Here is a 15,733-nt window from a genome sequence, read left to right as displayed (position 1 = left end):
TGCGACATCACACATATAAGGAATTTTTTATGAAGCTAATCACTGCGATCTTAAAACCGTTTAAGCTCGATGATGTGCGTGAAGCGCTTTCTGACATCGGTGTCAAAGGTGTTACCGTCACTGAAGTCAAAGGTTTCGGTCGCCAAAAAGGTCACACGGAGCTCTATCGCGGCGCAGAATACGTGGTGGACTTTTTACCTAAAGTAAAAGTTGAAGTGGCCGTTATCGATGAGATGGTTGAACCTGCTATCGAAGCCATCACTCGCATCGCTAGCACTGGAAAAATCGGTGACGGTAAAATATTTGTGACGGCTCTTGAGCAAGTCATTCGTATTCGTACGGGCGAGACAGGTCCTGACGCTATCTAACGCGTAGACTTACCTATAAACACAGATTTATAGGACATACCGATATCTATATTGCATATATTCAAGGGGGAATTAACATGCAAAATCAAATCTTTGAGCTCCAGTACGCACTTGATACGTTTTACTTTTTAATGTGTGGGGCGCTGGTCATGTGGATGGCAGCGGGCTTTACCATGTTAGAAGCAGGGCTGGTACGCTCAAAAAACACCGTCGAAATCCTAACAAAAAATATCGCGCTATTTGCCACCGCTTGTACCATGTACATGATCTGCGGCTATGCCATTATGTATGATGGCAATCTATTCTTAAGCGGTATTGCAGGCGGTGAGGCTTTGGTAGCAGATGCTTTAGCAGCCTCAGCTGAAAATGGCTTTGGTGGTGATTCTGTTTATTCTGCAGCTTCTGACTTTTTCTTCCAAGTGGTATTCGTCGCAACCTGTATGTCAATCGTCTCAGGCGCTGTCGCTGAGCGTATGAAGCTGTGGGCTTTTCTCCTCTTCGCGGTAGTCATGACTGGTGTTATCTATCCTGTTGAAGGCAGCTGGACTTGGGGTGGCAAAGACGTCTTTGGCTTATTTAACTTAGGTGACTTAGGCTTTTCTGATTTTGCTGGTTCCGGTATCGTCCATATGGCAGGTGCTGCGGCTGCATTAGCAGGGGTATTATTATTAGGTGCTCGTAAAGGTAAGTATGGCCCTAACGGTGAAATACGTGCCATTCCTGGTGCCAATCTGCCATTAGCAGCACTTGGTACTCTCATATTGTGGATGGGTTGGTTCGGCTTTAACGGTGGTTCTGTCCTCAAGCTCGGTGATATCGCCAGTGCTAACTCTGTCGCGATGGTATTTTTGAATACCAATGCCGCAGCAGCAGGCGGTGCTATTGGTGCATTGTTAGTAGCGCGTCTTATCTTTGGTAAGGCTGATTTAACCATGCTCCTAAATGGTGCGCTAGCAGGTTTGGTTGCGATTACCGCAGAACCTTCTACTCCTTCTGCGCTGCAGGCCACACTGTTTGGTCTGATAGCAGGTGTTATCGTTGTTTTATCCATTCTCGCTTTAGATAAAATAAAAATCGATGACCCAGTAGGTGCTATCTCGGTACATGGTGTAATTGGTCTCTTCGGTCTACTAATTGTTCCTATTACCAATCCAGCAGCATCGTTCGTAGGTCAAATTGCAGGCGCAGCGACCATCTTTATATGGGTATTTGTTGCCAGTCTAATCGTTTGGTCAATCATTAAAGTGGTGATGGGTCTACGTATCTCTGAAGAAGATGAATATGAAGGTGGTGATATCGCTGAATGCGGTATGGAAGCTTACCCAGAATTCGTAAGATAATCGGTGAGCATCTAGAAAAATACTGCAGTACAAAGAAATCCCGCACTACCTTTCGGTAATGCGGGATTTCTTTGTGCTTTATAATTTGTACTATATAAATTGCTTTCTATAAAGTATCTAATAATCCAGTTTCTTTAGAATTAGATTATTTCTTTTTCCACTCTTGACTGCGTGAGAATGGACCGATATAACCTTTTAGCTTCAATGTACTACCACTTAGTTGTGCAGTCATACGATAATCTTTGCCTTTCTCAGGATCAGTAATCGTACCACCACTATATTTACCACCACCATCAGCTTGAAGACCTTTGATGATAGTCGTGCCAACGTGTTTTTTACCTTTGGCTGAATTAGTAGAAATCAACGTACCTGTCAAAACACCATTTGATTCAGTGATTTTTACTGTGCCTTTTGGCTTACCTTCATCATAGGTCTGCCAAGTCGTGTTGGCTAGAGGATCAGCGGCAAATGCCATGCTTGCTAAACTGATACCTGCAACTGCTAAAGTGGTTTTTGTAAATAATTTCATAGACTGACTCCCTTCATACAATGATTATTCGAAACGTTATGTTTCTACTCTCCTAGGCTTATCCTTCGCTAAAACTTCATTCCCAGCTGTGCGATTTCCTACTAGCTAGTAGTGGGTTAGCGCAACAATAGATAAGCTGTTCATTAAAATTCTAAACGACATAAGCAATGTCTTGACCCATTATAAGCAATTTTAAGCTTTTGCCTAGTAATTTTTTTATAGTTTATTATTTCTATAAAATCAGAACTATATCAAACAGTTACAAGAAGGGATTGTCGATATTTTTATCCAGCTGGTCATCTTTTTCTTTTGACTTGTCATCATTATTATTGTATCCAGTGTTGTTTTCAAAAGCTTGTAAAATTTTACTTGTTAAGTCATGTAACTGTTGTGCTTGCTGATGCCCAGTGGCATCAAAGGTCAAATCAATGTCGCCATATATAATAATTTTATCTTGCTGGTTTTCGATCACGAGCTCACCAATTTGCATACTTTGATGATTATTGGCAAATGGGTCAATCATTTGAGTCTCCTTTCTATTAACAGCATCTTACGTGATTTTTCAATAGTTCGTACTTTCTGTCACATACAGACATTAGAGTGTGTCCTCAATCTGTATAAAAGCGACTAAGTAGGCTAATAGTAGAAGCATTACGCCTGCAACTGGGTGATTAGCCAGTCAAGAATCGCCCAGACAAAAAGCATCCAAGTAGGTTCTTCAACAGTCGCCTCAGGCAAATCTGAACTCTCGCCAGCCTTTAGTGGTAGCTCGAACGCTTGCGCTTTAGTCTTGGCATCCAGTACGGGTAATACATCGATACCTATTTCGGTCGCCAATTCATCGACACTGATAATTTCTATACGCTCTGATTCATCATTTGGTGCGTAATAGACCCCTGCTTGATTAATCGCAGGAATATAGACTGCTTTAAAGAAATGACTGGGAACAAGCACTCGGTCAGCCAATTGCTTGGTTTTTTTGCCGGTAAATGCCACCCCTGTAATGGTATAAACTTCTCCATATTGCTGGGTTAAGTAACGAGTGGCTGACTCGATATTGCGCCAAATATAGCGATTATTACGTGGCGATTGCGGAGCAATATTGGCCAAGCTAAAACTATCATACTGTTGACTGCGATTCGCCATATCAGCATTGGGCGCTAAGTGCCCGCGATCATAGCCTGAGCCTGAATAGTCAGACAATGAGGCACGTGCGGATGTGGGTAGTCGGCTTTCTTCATGAAAACTGTCTTCACGATCAATCTCTTTGGCTTGCTGTAAACGCTTGCGATCTAAATACTCTGCCGACCACAGCGGCGTACGTGATACTCCCGAATACATCACGGCAAAACCATCCATACATAGCGCTTGTGTCTTGTTACTGAGCTTAGGATTGGTAAATTCAGGATAGATACTGCCATAAAAGGACTGACTACACTGGGTAAAGTCATCAGCATGCGCCGAGGTTATGCTTACTACCATCATCACAGTCATTATGATGCTGTTTTTGACACTGTATTTGATCCTGCCGACACTTATCATTCAACTTTCAACCATCTATGCTTATCATTACGTATACGCTATCGTAGCAGGCGCCTGTGAATAAAGAAAGATAAGGCGTAAGCCGTGACATTTTAAATGCTATCCGCTATACTAGGCGGTCTCAAATATACGGACAACTGATTATTTTTTATTTTAATCAATCAAAACTGTCTACTATATCAAAAACGGTGAAGTGGGTGAGTGGCTGAAACCGCACGCCTGGAAAGTGTGTATGCGTTAATAGCGTATCGAGGGTTCGAATCCCTCCTTCACCGCCAATCTTATCAATTTTAAGAAAGCCTCCTAGTTTTTCTATCTTGTACTACCCTCTCCTATACACCTCTTAAAACCCTTATAAATAACGCGTCTAGCGTTTTTTTTATGCCTGCTGTTTTCCCAATTCAACCCAACGTCAACCACCTATCCCGTAGCTTGTGCTGGTCTATTCGTTGGTCTATTATTCATATACACCTCAATTAGACCAACATTCGATCTAGATTTACATGCTGTAGACCAACATAATCCTCTTAACGCTTTAAACATATAGCTCGTAGGTATAGGGAATAGACCAACATGTTAAGTGATAGTAAGATCCGTAAGCTCAAACCCACTGATAAGTGCACCCCTTCTTGTCCAGACAAATATAGTGATCGACAAGGTTTGCAGTTACTGGTACGTAGCTCAGGCACGAAAACTTGGATAAGTGCATATCGCTTCGATGGTAAGCAACAGAAGACTACTTTAGGTACATACCCGCAGATGGGCTTAGCAGAAGCTCGAGTAGCTAACTCTGATATTAAGGCTTTAGTAGCAAGTGGAATCAATCCAAAGAATAAAAAGCGTCAAGAAAAACTTGCGAATGAACAAGCCAAAATGTTCAATGAGTATGCACTTGAATGGTTAGAGGAGCGTAAGCGCAACGTAAAGCATCGCACCTATCAGCAAGACTATAATCGCATGCACAAAGACGTGCTACCAAGCTTTAAAGGCATAGCCTTGAAAGACGTGACATTTGAAGATTGTAAATCGATGGCAGATAACATTGAAGCTAGAGCCGAAAAAGGAACACCACCACGAGAAGTAACCAGACGCACTATTGATCTCGTTGGCAATATTCTTAAAAGAGCTAAAAGAGAACGTCTAATCGAGGTAAATCATACAGAAGGGTTGAAAGAGCTATACCCGAAAGCGAAGACCAAGCACATGAAACACGTTGATCTTAGTGAACTACCTAAGCTCTTGCAAGACATTGAAGGCTACCATGGTCATGACCAGACTCGATTAGGCATGAAGTTTTTGGCATATTCTTTTTGTCGTACTATTGAGCTTAGGATGATGAAGTGGGAGCATATCGACTTTCCTAACCGTCTATGGCGTGTCGATATTGATAATCTTAAGATTGCACGTAAGCATGTCGTTCCTTTATCAAATCAAATGCTAGCAGTTTTGGAAGAGATGAAATCCCTTACAGGACAATATGAATATGTGTTCTATCATACTGGTATGCACCAGCCTTATAGCGAAGAATTCATCAATAACGCGCTAGATATACTAGGGTATGCTGGTAAACAGACAGGACACGGTTTCCGTCACATCGCATCCACTAACCTAAACGAGCTTGGCTATATGGGCGATGCGATTGAAAAGCAGATGGCTCATGATAAAAAAAGTAGCATTCGAGCAGTCTATAATCATGCTCAACATTTGGATGAACGCCGAAAAATCATGCAAGTTTGGGCTGACTTCTTAGATATACTTAGAGACACGGGTGAAGTGGTAGATTTTCAGACAGCTCGTCAGCAGATTGAACAATCGCTGACAAATCAGAATCAAGTACCAGCATCACTATCAGATGTGGATAGCGATACTTTAATACAAGCTTTAAAAAGCAAAGGATTAGACGCAGAAGATATAAGATCCTTACTGGTCATCAAGGATTGATTACTACCATAACATTCAATGCATTTTAACTAGGGGAAAATACAAATTCAAGTTCACTTCTTTAAGGCTCCTCCTAGCTGTTTTTTCATTATTTCTGCATTCTTTTTGAAGGGATCTTTTTCATGATCTGCTATTTGATTGATATTAATATCCTCATAAATTGCAGAGCGAGCTAAATTATTTTCTGCAGCCTGTAGTTTCGTTGTTGAACCATCAGTTGCCATCGCAAAGATATTTACAGGAGCTATAGTGTCTTCATGTAGAGGGAGAACAGGTTCATCTATTAGTTTATTATCATCGTGGTTGTCACCCAAACTTATAGACTGCTCATCAGATTGGTTCTGTTTAACATCTTCGACACGCTCTTCGCTCCTATTATCATTAGACTCTTCAATATAGGGCGTCGGTTCTAACGTCTTAATCTGATGACTTATATCTTTATTGTTACTAATATCAACGTCTACTGATATCGTCTCGGGGCTAGTTTGCTTGGCTTTCAGGCTTTGCTCAGTCTCAAATGAGGATATATAAGTCTCACCATAGTTACCCATTGTGAAAGCGCTAATACTATTAGCGCTTTTAGGTATTTGGGAGAAAAAGGTTCCATCATAGCTGGCAACGATGTCGTTGAGCATTTGCGCCTGTGTTTTACCTTGTCTTTTAGCAATTACACTGAGAATTTTCTTGTTTGCACTAGTGAGTACTAAGCCTTTTTCTTTTATATTTTTATTACTAATACGGTTAGCCTTTGAATTAGAGACATTCTTCATCATCTCTATAAACGTAATTCTATTATTGGCTTTGTCTCCTTCTACCGCGACAATTTCTCCATCAAACCAATAAGTATCAAACATCCAATAATCGAGTGAAGCCAGTATATGGTTAAGCCTACTAACCCTATCTGATTCTTTTATGGCAATAGTATCAGCATAAATCAAAGCTTGACTAGGACGGGGCATAACAGTATCTAGCTTAATAAGCGTATCAGTTTTTTTATTTATTTTATTTGCGTAGAGATTATTAAGATCGCAAGGTTTTTGCATATACTGGTATAAGTGATTAACCTGAATGTCATTACGACTATCCAGCCATTTTGTTTTTCCTAAGCCAACTTTACTACGAACGTAAGCTCGTTCTAAAAAACCTAAAACTTGTTTTTTGTTCAGTACTAAAGCGTCGTTGTAAGAATCAGGCCCTATATGAATCGCTTTTCCCAAAATTCGGATATTTGCATTAAAGATAAGGTTATGGGAAAAAATCGCAATGTCTGATTTTGTTTGTATGTAATCGCTCGCTGCATTATATTTTTTCAAAACCATATTTAGCCATAAAGCCGCTCTATCATCTTCGTAAAACCATCTGACGTAAGATAGAGGTACGCTTTCGTCAGCACTTTTCTGTAAGATCTCATCCAAAGTTTTAGGGCTATAATTTGCCTTTTTTAATATATGAATTAACTTTGATTTAACGTGAGTGTCGTCTCTTAAAATCTGTTTGTCAGGAAATTTATGTAAAGATCGCAATCCAAATAAACACCAATAGGCGCTATAAAAACTAAGACTATTGATCTTCTTTTCGATATATTCTGCATTTTTTTGGGTCTGATTTAACTGATTAATTTCAGTTCGAGCCCCAGCTTCACTCATCTTTCTATCTCCAAAACAATAAAAACCAGACTTTAGTTAACTAAATAATAAAGATAATAACGTTATTAAATCGTTATTAAATCGTTATTAAATCGTTATTAAACCATTGTTAAAACGTTATTAAAACGTATTTCATTATCAAGCTATCCTATCACAGAATAAGACCTAAGCTTACGAAATATACTTAAACTATTACAGATATCAAAGTACTAACTTCATTCCAACCATTCACCTGTAGCATAAAGAGATTTGACGTTGCTTAGCACACGAATTTTCAACGCTAGTTGGGATAAAACTGCTTTCCGGCAGCTCGTGCTTAGTGGGTTATATATATTATTATTTAAACACAGCAGCTATTTTCACTAATGCTGAGAGCTCAACTCTCAGCGACTCACATTATAAAAATATGGACTGAACTGACCCTATGAACATTAATTCAATAGGATCACAATCATGTCTTACTCGCACCTAAATCAACCGCTAATTGCTGCAAACGTTCACAGTTTAGTTGCAGACATACTAGCGAACACCATTAATTTTAACGACACCATAAACAAACTGAACAGGTTGTATTACCCGTTCATGACACACTTAAATACTGAGCTATTTTACTCACAGCCGGTAGTCGCATTTATTTATAGCACCAATGCTATTGTTGGAGATGACTATCCAGAAAACGTTATTTGGAATCATGAGAAAACCCAGCGATTTATCGCTACATTGTCTTGCTATAAAAATGATATTGAGCGTGAACGTATTACGTTCAGCTATCAGGAATCTCAAAACAAGAGACGATTAGAGCACTATGTAAACAGCCTGACCAATCACTACTCAAGGCTGCTCTTTGTACGTATCGATTTAAAATATGCACAGCAGACGAGCCATCATGTATCTATCGAAGACTTTGATGAACACATGAGTAAACTACGGGAGCTTATCGGTAATAAAAAAACTTGTTTTAAGCATTTACAAGGCAATGCTTGGGCAATTGAACAAGGAGGAATGAACGGTGGATTACACTGTCATTTACTGCTTATGTACGATGGCTCGAAAAGGGACAATGATTGGTATATTGCTAAAGATGTCGGTGAGAAATGGAAAATGATTACTGGAGGCTTAGGCGAGTACTATAGCTACCACGATAAAGAACGTAAGCAGCAGTATAAGCAACATGGCAAACTAGGTATCGGCATGATCCATCAAAATAATCCACAAGAAGTAGAAAACGCACTATGCGCAGCTTTGTACTTAACTGAGCCAAGCAAAAATGAGCAGCAACTCAAACTAGCGTTACCAAACATGCGTACTTTTGGTCATGGTATTTATCGTACAAAAAAGCGTAGAGGCCTACCGCTTATATCAAAATAATTTCAGATATACAGTATCATCATGAGATAAGACAGGAAGCCTAGCTACCTGTCTACTAACCCCAATCTATCCTAATCAAAGGTCTGCTTAATCGCAGGCCTTTTTTTATGCGCTTAATTTAAGGAGCTTATATGCAAACGATCTGTCCTTACTGTCACTCATCAAGGGTGACGAGCAATACGGATACTAACAGTCCCTTTAATATCTTCGAGCAACTGTGTTCACAATCTGCCCTATCAGGTCTTGGTGTAAGCATCTGTAAGTATTACAAGCTAAATCCTGCCATTGGTGTGATAGCAGGTAATGCGATTGCATCAGTAATCGGCTTGGCTAAAGACAAACTACAGCAGCCACCCTTACTCGTTTTGGCAGCAAAGCCTAGTTATACCTGCAATACCTGCTCAAGAACTTTCACTATTTAATCTATTCGTACAACCAATAATTCTAATCAAATCTAAAAGGAAATATTCTCATGGCACATTTAATAGAAAGTATGGCATACGTTGGCGAAACCCCTTGGCATGGTCTAGGGAATGAACTGGCTCCCAAGCAGCCTATCGAGGTCTGGGCAAAACAAGCGGGTATGGACTGGCGTATAGAGTCATCAGACGTTAGCTACATGGCTAATAACGATAAAGGTCAGAATCTGATCCTGCCCTTTGCTGAGCAGAAAGTGTTATACCGTAGCGATAACTTCGAGCCGTTATCAGTGGTCAGTCAACGCTATCAAGAAGTTCAGCCTCGTGAGATTTTAGAGTTTTATCGTGATCTCACCGAGCAGTCTGACTTTGAGCTGGAAACCGCAGGTGTACTTAAGGGAGGTCGTAAGCTCTGGGCATTGGCTCGTACAGGCCAGTCAGCAACACTTAAGGGTAAGGATGTTAGTAATGGGTACTTGTTATTAGCAACCGCTTGTGACGGTACGCTAGCAACCACCGCTCAGTTCACCTCCATCCGTGTGGTATGTAATAACACGCTTGCTATTAGCTTAGCTAACGGAAGCGGAGGCGTAGTGAAAGTACCGCATAGTACTTCGTTTGATGCGGACAAGGTTAAGCAGCAATTAGGGGTATCGGTGAAGCAGTGGGAGGAGCACAGCTACGAGATGAAGCAATTGTCAGAGCGACGAGTCACTCAAGCAGAAGCGGCTAACTATCTTAGCCGTGTGTTCAACGATCAGGACAATGACATCATTCTGTTTAATAGCGCTAAGAAAGAGAAAGACGCTGTGCCCAATGCTAAAGCGATGAATCAGGTGATGAACATGTTTAACGGTCAAGGTCGCGGGGCGGATCTTGATGCTGCCAAAGATACCGCTTATGGTTTGCTATGCAGTATCACTGAATACGTCGATCACGAACGTAGGGCGATGTCGCGAGACCATAGATTAGACGGTGCTTGGTTTGGCTCTGGCGCTAAGCTTAAGCAAAAGGGTTTAGAGGAATCGCTACTGATGCTGGCTTAACCAGCCACGTGTAAAGTCTGACAATACAATCAACCACGCCTTCGAGCGTGGTTTTTTATGTCGCTTATTTCATTGAATCCCAATAGTCAATTTATCTAAGGAATTTGCCATGAACATGATCGCATTAAACAGTTCTACTCAGCCAAGACAAGCCAAACGTGCCACCGTGAAGTTCAAACCATCAGTAGTGAAAACGAAGCAAAGCGATACTGCTGACAAACCTACCCAACTTAACACATCAACCACTGCTAAACGCTTGGTTAACACCAAAAACTTAAGCCGTGAGGACTGGCTACAGTTTCGTAAGCAAGGCATTGGCAGTTCGGATGCCGCTGCCGCTTGTGGTATTCATCCTTATTTATCGATGCTTGAACTATGGATGATCAAGACTGGACGCATGACATCAGACATCGATGAGAGCATCGAAGGATATTCACCTTTGTACTGGGGCAATACCTTAGAGCCGATGGTGGCTAAGTACTACCAAGAACGGACAGGTAATAAAGTACGTCGCGTGAATGCTATTTTACAGCATCCTGAGCAGCCATTCATGCTAGCAAACTTAGACTATGCAATCACTGGTAGTGAGGAGGTACAGATTTTAGAGTGTAAAACCGCTGGGGAACATGGTGCCAAGCTGTGGAAGCATGGCGTGCCCTTGTATGTCACTTGCCAAGTACAACACCAACTGGCAGTCACAGGTAAACAAGCTGCGCATATCTGTGTGCTGCTGTGTGGACATGAAGCCAAGATATACAAGGTTGAGCGTGACGAGCGCTTGATTGAATCTATCATCGAACATGAGCGTCTGTTCTGGCAATACGTAGAAACAGATACGTCACCAACCCCTGATCATTCAGAATCTGCAGCTCGGGCCTTAAAGCAGCTGTACCCAACGGCTAAACCCTCAAGCAAGGTTGATCTAACGGATGATGATGGTGCTAACAAACTGTTTGAGCAATTGCTGAGCTACCGTAACTATATGCAGGAGCTAGAAGAACGTCATGACCAAGTGAAGCATCAGTTGCAAACACTGATTGCCGATAATGAAGTTGCTGTGTTTGAGAAAGGCGCTATTTCATGGAAACGCTCGAAAGATAGTATCGGTTTGGATAGCAAAGCTGCCATCAACGCACATCCTGAGCTATTAGCTAAATTTAGTAAAACCAAGCAAGGTAGTCGCCGCTTCGTCATCTTAAACGGCTAAGCCGAAACCTACTACACTTAACCAAAACAAGTGCATAACTGCCCACCTAACCGGTGGGCTTTTTTATGACTAAATACATTTTATTAAACCTATAAGGAATATCACCATGATTAAAGGTCTAACTATAACCCCGCCAGTTTTAGGTCGTATCAGCATTGGCCGTGTCATTCAAAAAGACGGCAAGCGTCTACCTGCTAAGGACGATCAATTCACCATCACCAGTCAAGTTCAGAACAAAGACGGCTGGATCAATCATCCACTTGATGCAAAGCTACGCGCAAATAATGACGGTAAGCTAAGACAAATACCTGTACGGATGCTGTTCAATGAACCTGAGTTAAACCTAAGAGCTGAGTACACGCTGTTCGATAGACAAACAGGTCGCCCACTATGCGTGGGCGATGGTGAACAGTGTCAACGTCGCACAAGCAATGGCGTTGAGCAACTGCCTTGCCCATCACCTGATCGCTGCCCATTAGCACAAGGCGGTGCTTGTAAGCCATATGGTAGGCTGTACGCGAACTTGTCTGAGGACGATGAGCTTGGCACCTTTATCTTTCGCACCACAGGCTTTAATAGTATTCGTACATTATCCGCACGGCTGAGCTACTTTGCAGCGGTATCAGGTAATAAGCTGTCGTGTCTACCACTGCAACTCACGCTACGTGGCAAAAGCACCACGCAAAGCTATCGAACTCCGATTTACTTCGTAGATTTAACGCTACGCGATGATGTGACACTAAAACAAGCGGTACAAGATGCGCAGGCAATTGATGCGGAGCTTGTCAAACACGGATTTGATCAAGCGGCACTAGAGAAAGCGGCAAAGCTTGGTTACGTCAATTCATGCTTTGAAATTGACAACGATGGCTTACTTGATGTGGCTGAGGAGTTTTATCCCATGGATACAGAGGATGTGAGTAGTACTCAGCAGGGAAGCTATCAAAATGGGTTAGCGACTCAGCACGTGAGCAGCATCGAGCAAGGATTACGAAAAAGCGTGACAGCGGTGAGTTAAAATCATCAAGCCAGATATGCAGTATAAACAGGAGCTGATTGATTCAGCTCTTTTTTTATTGTCTCAAACAAGGCTAATGACCGGACTGCATGGAATGCTGTAAAAAAATATAGGACTCGTTAACTGTATGAGAGGAAACGCTCTCGTTCAATTATAAGGAGTAAATCATGGGAAATTTAAATACTAATAACCAAGCCAGCACAGCGGATCTAAGTGTTTTACGCATGCCACGAATGTTACCACTGAAAGAGGTTATCTACTTCACTGGGCTAAGTAGTACAACTATTTACGATATGTTAGACAAGAAGTCTAATCGCTATGATTCTACCTTCCCAATTCAGGTTAAGCTGTCAAAAGGACGTGTGGCATGGGTAGAGAGTGAGATTGCAGACTGGTTAAAAACTAAATTAGCTGATAGATTTAATTAGGTGAAATCAATAAAGCAAGCTAATTACAATGGCTTGCTTTATTGATACTCACTAGTTTAGTCTCATTTTAAAACTTGTATTTTTTATTTCAATAATTAAGGTCTTTACTGGAAAGTATCACCTTTAGCTTTAATCGATTGGTTTATAAAGAAATACAACTAAAACTAAGCTGAGATAGAAAATTATTATATAACGATTTCGAACTTAGTCGACTATAATGATTAGCCAGAAGAAATGTTTGTTAAATGAAATTTCGTTTTTATTAACCATTCAACCCTAAACCATTAGCATAAATTACATTTTGGACTAAAATGAATAAAAATTACACGAAAGATCTTCTTATTATTGATTCACCTAAATATTGCTTAATATTTCTAAGTATATTTTTGTTAGCTTCCTGCTCATATTTTAGTTCAGATTCTCTCAATGAAGATGACATATTAGAAGCTATGATATTTCATGATAGAGTTACAGATCAGGGTACAGATTATAGGAATGTTGATATCAATCAATGCGTTTTTAGAAATCAATTTGGCGAAGAATCGAAAGAAATGGCACCTTCTTTTGATTTTTGGGCATGTAATTATTCAGTAGATGCAAGAGTTGAAAGAGATAATATAGACTGGTCAACCATCGAGCTAACTGGTATATTTAAAAGAGCAGATGTCAACCTTCACTATAAGAGTGCAGGTTATAGCGGTAAAGTAGTACTTGACGAAGTTGGAAAACAAGTATCACTTGATATGTTTTAACTGAGCTTATGAATCAAAAACAATCATTCTATATATAGAACGATTGTTTTTTTTCACTAAAATGCTAATTAGTTATATATCGTATTAAATGCTGTACTAGCTAGGTAAGTAAAATATTCCAAGATAGCCCATTTTATTAATACCCTTTGTAAAAAAACAATATTCAATGATTTATTGATAAGGTAAAAGGGTCACTTGTGTAGCAGTCTCTTCAGAAATTTCTATAATATAGGTGACATTCCCAATACTTCCTGACTGCTTGCTTCGCCCTTCAGCTTCAAATTGATCTTTAGCATTTTGTAGTTCACTGGTAAAAATCTCCTGATTCCGGTAAAAATCTGTGTCAGGATCCAATCCAACTACTGAAGACCCAAGTCCTACCAATAATACGTTTATATCATCACCTCTTTGCAGAACTTTATCCTTAATAAATGTCATTTCTTTTATATTACCACTTTTACTTAATACACCAATCATACCTTCATTTTCGGTATACTTTTCTGTAAACGTATCGTCAAACTCTCCTTTACTAATACTGTAAGGGGTCGTTTCACCTTCACTTTCATCATATACGCCAAGCTTCTTACTCAAATCTTCAATATTTTTATCTAAATCATCTAGGGTAACACCAAAAGTACCTTCTTCAATATCTTCATACTCATCTGATGATACTGTTGATTTTTCTTCAATTTGAATACTTGAATCTATGGGGGTGTTTTGATTGATAATTTGTTCGTCACTATCATAACTTTCAAGGGATGTGCGGAATGTGTCTTGATCAGAATTAGAAGTAAACTTCTCGGAATCATAATAATTTTCAGCAACAATCATTCCTACAATTAAGAAAAATATCCATAGTCCACCCATTACTAGATAGTAATTTTTCCGCGAATACTTACCATTTGCATTTCTCTTTGTACGAATATTAAGTTTTTGGGGCTTAAATAAAGAGTACAAAAACACTAGTGGAATTACATAACAAATTAAGCGCAATATTATTAATAAAAAGCTAGTGAACATTGGTTATAAACCCATAACGTGTGATAAAATAAATTTAATTATATTTAAATACAATTAAATCAATAACTTATTTATATTTTTGAAACAACTTAAATAAGGCTAAATTTTATAAAACTTTCAATAAGTGCAATATATCTTATTAGCAATAATGTAGCAACAAATAACATTAAAATAAGCCTCTATTAACCACAGCTTTAAAAAAAATTAACTAAAATCTATATTTTTTTATTAAGCCATATTCACATATATCATTTCAAAAAGAATAAAAAAAATATCAAATTCTTTTTTTCTCACTCATTCAAATAAAGCTCAGCCATCCCATCAAGTCTAGCTTTCACCTCTTTCCAGTTCGGCATTACTTGCGTTAGTAACCGCCAAAAGTGCTCGCTATGATTATGCTCAACTATATGACAGAGCTCATGCAGTATCACGTAATCAATGCATTCCTTTGGGGCTTTGACCAAGTGTGGATTGAGGATTAAATTGCCTTTTGTAGAACAACTACCCCATTGTTTTTTCATTGTCATTAATTTCAGTGAAGGACTATTTTTTACCCATGAAGCCTTATTTATCAAGGTTTCAAGCCTCTCTCTAGAGATCGACCTAAATTTATTTTTATACCATTTATCAATAAGGCTTTTCACAAGAGCAGTTCGTTCTTCAAGATTTAATGTAGAATCGCTTTTAGACAATTCTACATTTAACTTACCGCGACTGAGCTTCACAGTGCTATGTATTACATCGGCAGTTTCTGCATTCGTTATCACTTTTAAGACATAACGACGACCCAGATAAAACTGGGTTTCGCCGCTAATATAGCGCTTGGATAATACATGATCTTTTTGCTTGGCAAAATCTTGTAGGCTTTGCCATATCCAGCGAGCACGCTTCATCATCGCATCATGTATTACTTCTTCGCTGGCATCGATAGGTGCGGTAGCGACCACACGCTGATCTGGATGTACTTTAATCACAACTTTCCGAGGCTTAGTCTTTTCACTAATGAGCGTGGGACTTTTAGGCTTATCTGCTGTTTTTTTACGCACGACTTCATAATCAATCTTATCTTGGCCATAATAAAATACACCATTCTCAATCATTGCCTACTA

16 protein-coding genes and 1 tRNA gene are annotated in these 15,733 nt (G+C 39.7%); 11 read left to right on the top strand and 6 right to left on the bottom strand.

The genetic code is table 11. The annotated features are described in order from the left end of the window. The first annotated feature begins 29 nt into the window (after positions 1-29). Both JMY08_RS02615 and JMY08_RS02610 read left to right on the top strand, forming a co-directional pair. Entirely contained in the window at positions 30-368 is a 339-nt protein-coding gene (locus JMY08_RS02615; protein WP_010197981.1) for a P-II family nitrogen regulator, read from the top strand. Positions 369-445: 77 nt separating this feature from the next. Then, on the top strand, positions 446-1,708 hold the full coding sequence (locus tag JMY08_RS02610) for an ammonium transporter (RefSeq protein WP_010197982.1): 1,263 nt from the start codon (positions 446-448) through the stop codon (positions 1,706-1,708). Between the two features lie 145 nt (positions 1,709-1,853). Here the strand turns inward: JMY08_RS02610 and JMY08_RS02605 are convergent, their stop codons facing one another. The 3 genes from JMY08_RS02605 to JMY08_RS02595 form a co-directional block, all read right to left on the bottom strand. Further along, positions 1,854-2,237, bottom strand: coding sequence for a DUF2147 domain-containing protein (locus JMY08_RS02605; protein ID WP_201589972.1), 384 nt, complete (start codon positions 2,235-2,237; stop codon positions 1,854-1,856). A 259-nt stretch (positions 2,238-2,496) separates the two neighbouring features. Beyond that, positions 2,497-2,760: a hypothetical protein gene (locus tag JMY08_RS02600; RefSeq protein ID WP_201589969.1), complete on the bottom strand. Its 264-nt coding sequence runs from the start codon at positions 2,758-2,760 to the stop codon at positions 2,497-2,499. A gap of 128 nt (positions 2,761-2,888) precedes the next feature. Further along, entirely contained in the window at positions 2,889-3,719 is an 831-nt protein-coding gene (locus tag JMY08_RS02595; protein ID WP_227679572.1) for a DNA/RNA non-specific endonuclease, read from the bottom strand. Positions 3,720-3,966: 247 nt separating this feature from the next. On the opposite strand from JMY08_RS02595, the gene JMY08_RS02590 reads away from it, so the two are divergent. After that, positions 3,967-4,057, top strand: a tRNA-Ser gene (locus JMY08_RS02590). Between the two features lie 295 nt (positions 4,058-4,352). After that, on the top strand, positions 4,353-5,720 hold the full coding sequence (locus JMY08_RS02585) for a tyrosine-type recombinase/integrase (protein WP_201589966.1): 1,368 nt from the start codon (positions 4,353-4,355) through the stop codon (positions 5,718-5,720). A gap of 53 nt (positions 5,721-5,773) precedes the next feature. Here JMY08_RS02585 and JMY08_RS02580 read toward each other — a convergent pair whose 3' ends face one another. After that, complete coding sequence (locus JMY08_RS02580) at positions 5,774-7,366, bottom strand: hypothetical protein (protein WP_201589952.1); 1,593 nt, start codon at positions 7,364-7,366, stop codon at positions 5,774-5,776. A gap of 453 nt (positions 7,367-7,819) precedes the next feature. Here JMY08_RS02580 and JMY08_RS02575 point away from each other — a divergent pair, with 453 nt between their 5' ends. From JMY08_RS02575 to JMY08_RS02545, 7 genes are all read left to right on the top strand, one after another. Next, a complete protein-coding gene (locus tag JMY08_RS02575; protein WP_201589949.1) occupies positions 7,820-8,734 on the top strand; it encodes an inovirus-type Gp2 protein in 915 nt (304 codons plus the stop codon). A 131-nt stretch (positions 8,735-8,865) separates the two neighbouring features. Continuing rightward, the gene (locus tag JMY08_RS02570; protein WP_201589934.1) at positions 8,866-9,156 is read left to right on the top strand and encodes a hypothetical protein; all 291 of its coding nucleotides are present in this window, start codon (positions 8,866-8,868) and stop codon (positions 9,154-9,156) included. A 50-nt stretch (positions 9,157-9,206) separates the two neighbouring features. Further along, the gene (locus JMY08_RS02565; protein WP_201589931.1) at positions 9,207-10,199 is read left to right on the top strand and encodes a DUF932 domain-containing protein; all 993 of its coding nucleotides are present in this window, start codon (positions 9,207-9,209) and stop codon (positions 10,197-10,199) included. 109 nt (positions 10,200-10,308) lie between these two features. Then, a complete protein-coding gene (locus JMY08_RS02560) occupies positions 10,309-11,406 on the top strand; it encodes a YqaJ viral recombinase family protein (RefSeq protein ID WP_201589929.1) in 1,098 nt (365 codons plus the stop codon). Positions 11,407-11,512: 106 nt separating this feature from the next. Continuing rightward, positions 11,513-12,424, top strand: coding sequence for a hydrolase or metal-binding protein (locus JMY08_RS02555; RefSeq protein ID WP_201589926.1), 912 nt, complete (start codon positions 11,513-11,515; stop codon positions 12,422-12,424). Positions 12,425-12,591: 167 nt separating this feature from the next. Then, on the top strand, positions 12,592-12,852 hold the full coding sequence (locus JMY08_RS02550; RefSeq protein WP_320157782.1) for a helix-turn-helix transcriptional regulator: 261 nt from the start codon (positions 12,592-12,594) through the stop codon (positions 12,850-12,852). A gap of 311 nt (positions 12,853-13,163) precedes the next feature. Further along, on the top strand, positions 13,164-13,604 hold the full coding sequence (locus JMY08_RS02545) for a hypothetical protein (RefSeq protein ID WP_201589923.1): 441 nt from the start codon (positions 13,164-13,166) through the stop codon (positions 13,602-13,604). Between the two features lie 171 nt (positions 13,605-13,775). Here the strand turns inward: JMY08_RS02545 and JMY08_RS02540 are convergent, their stop codons facing one another. Both JMY08_RS02540 and JMY08_RS02535 read right to left on the bottom strand, forming a co-directional pair. Continuing rightward, positions 13,776-14,624, bottom strand: coding sequence for a hypothetical protein (locus JMY08_RS02540; RefSeq protein WP_201589920.1), 849 nt, complete (start codon positions 14,622-14,624; stop codon positions 13,776-13,778). Positions 14,625-14,914: 290 nt separating this feature from the next. Continuing rightward, positions 14,915-15,724 (bottom strand): M48 family metallopeptidase, encoded by an 810-nt coding sequence (locus JMY08_RS02535; protein ID WP_201589918.1) that lies wholly within the window; start codon positions 15,722-15,724, stop codon positions 14,915-14,917. Between the last annotated feature and the right edge of the window lie 9 nt (positions 15,725-15,733).

Origin of the sequence: Psychrobacter sp. Pi2-51, assembly GCF_904846665.1 — a bacterium.
GTDB lineage: Bacteria > Pseudomonadota > Gammaproteobacteria > Pseudomonadales > Moraxellaceae > Psychrobacter > Psychrobacter glaciei.
This window is presented reverse-complemented; position numbering and strand designations above follow the sequence as displayed.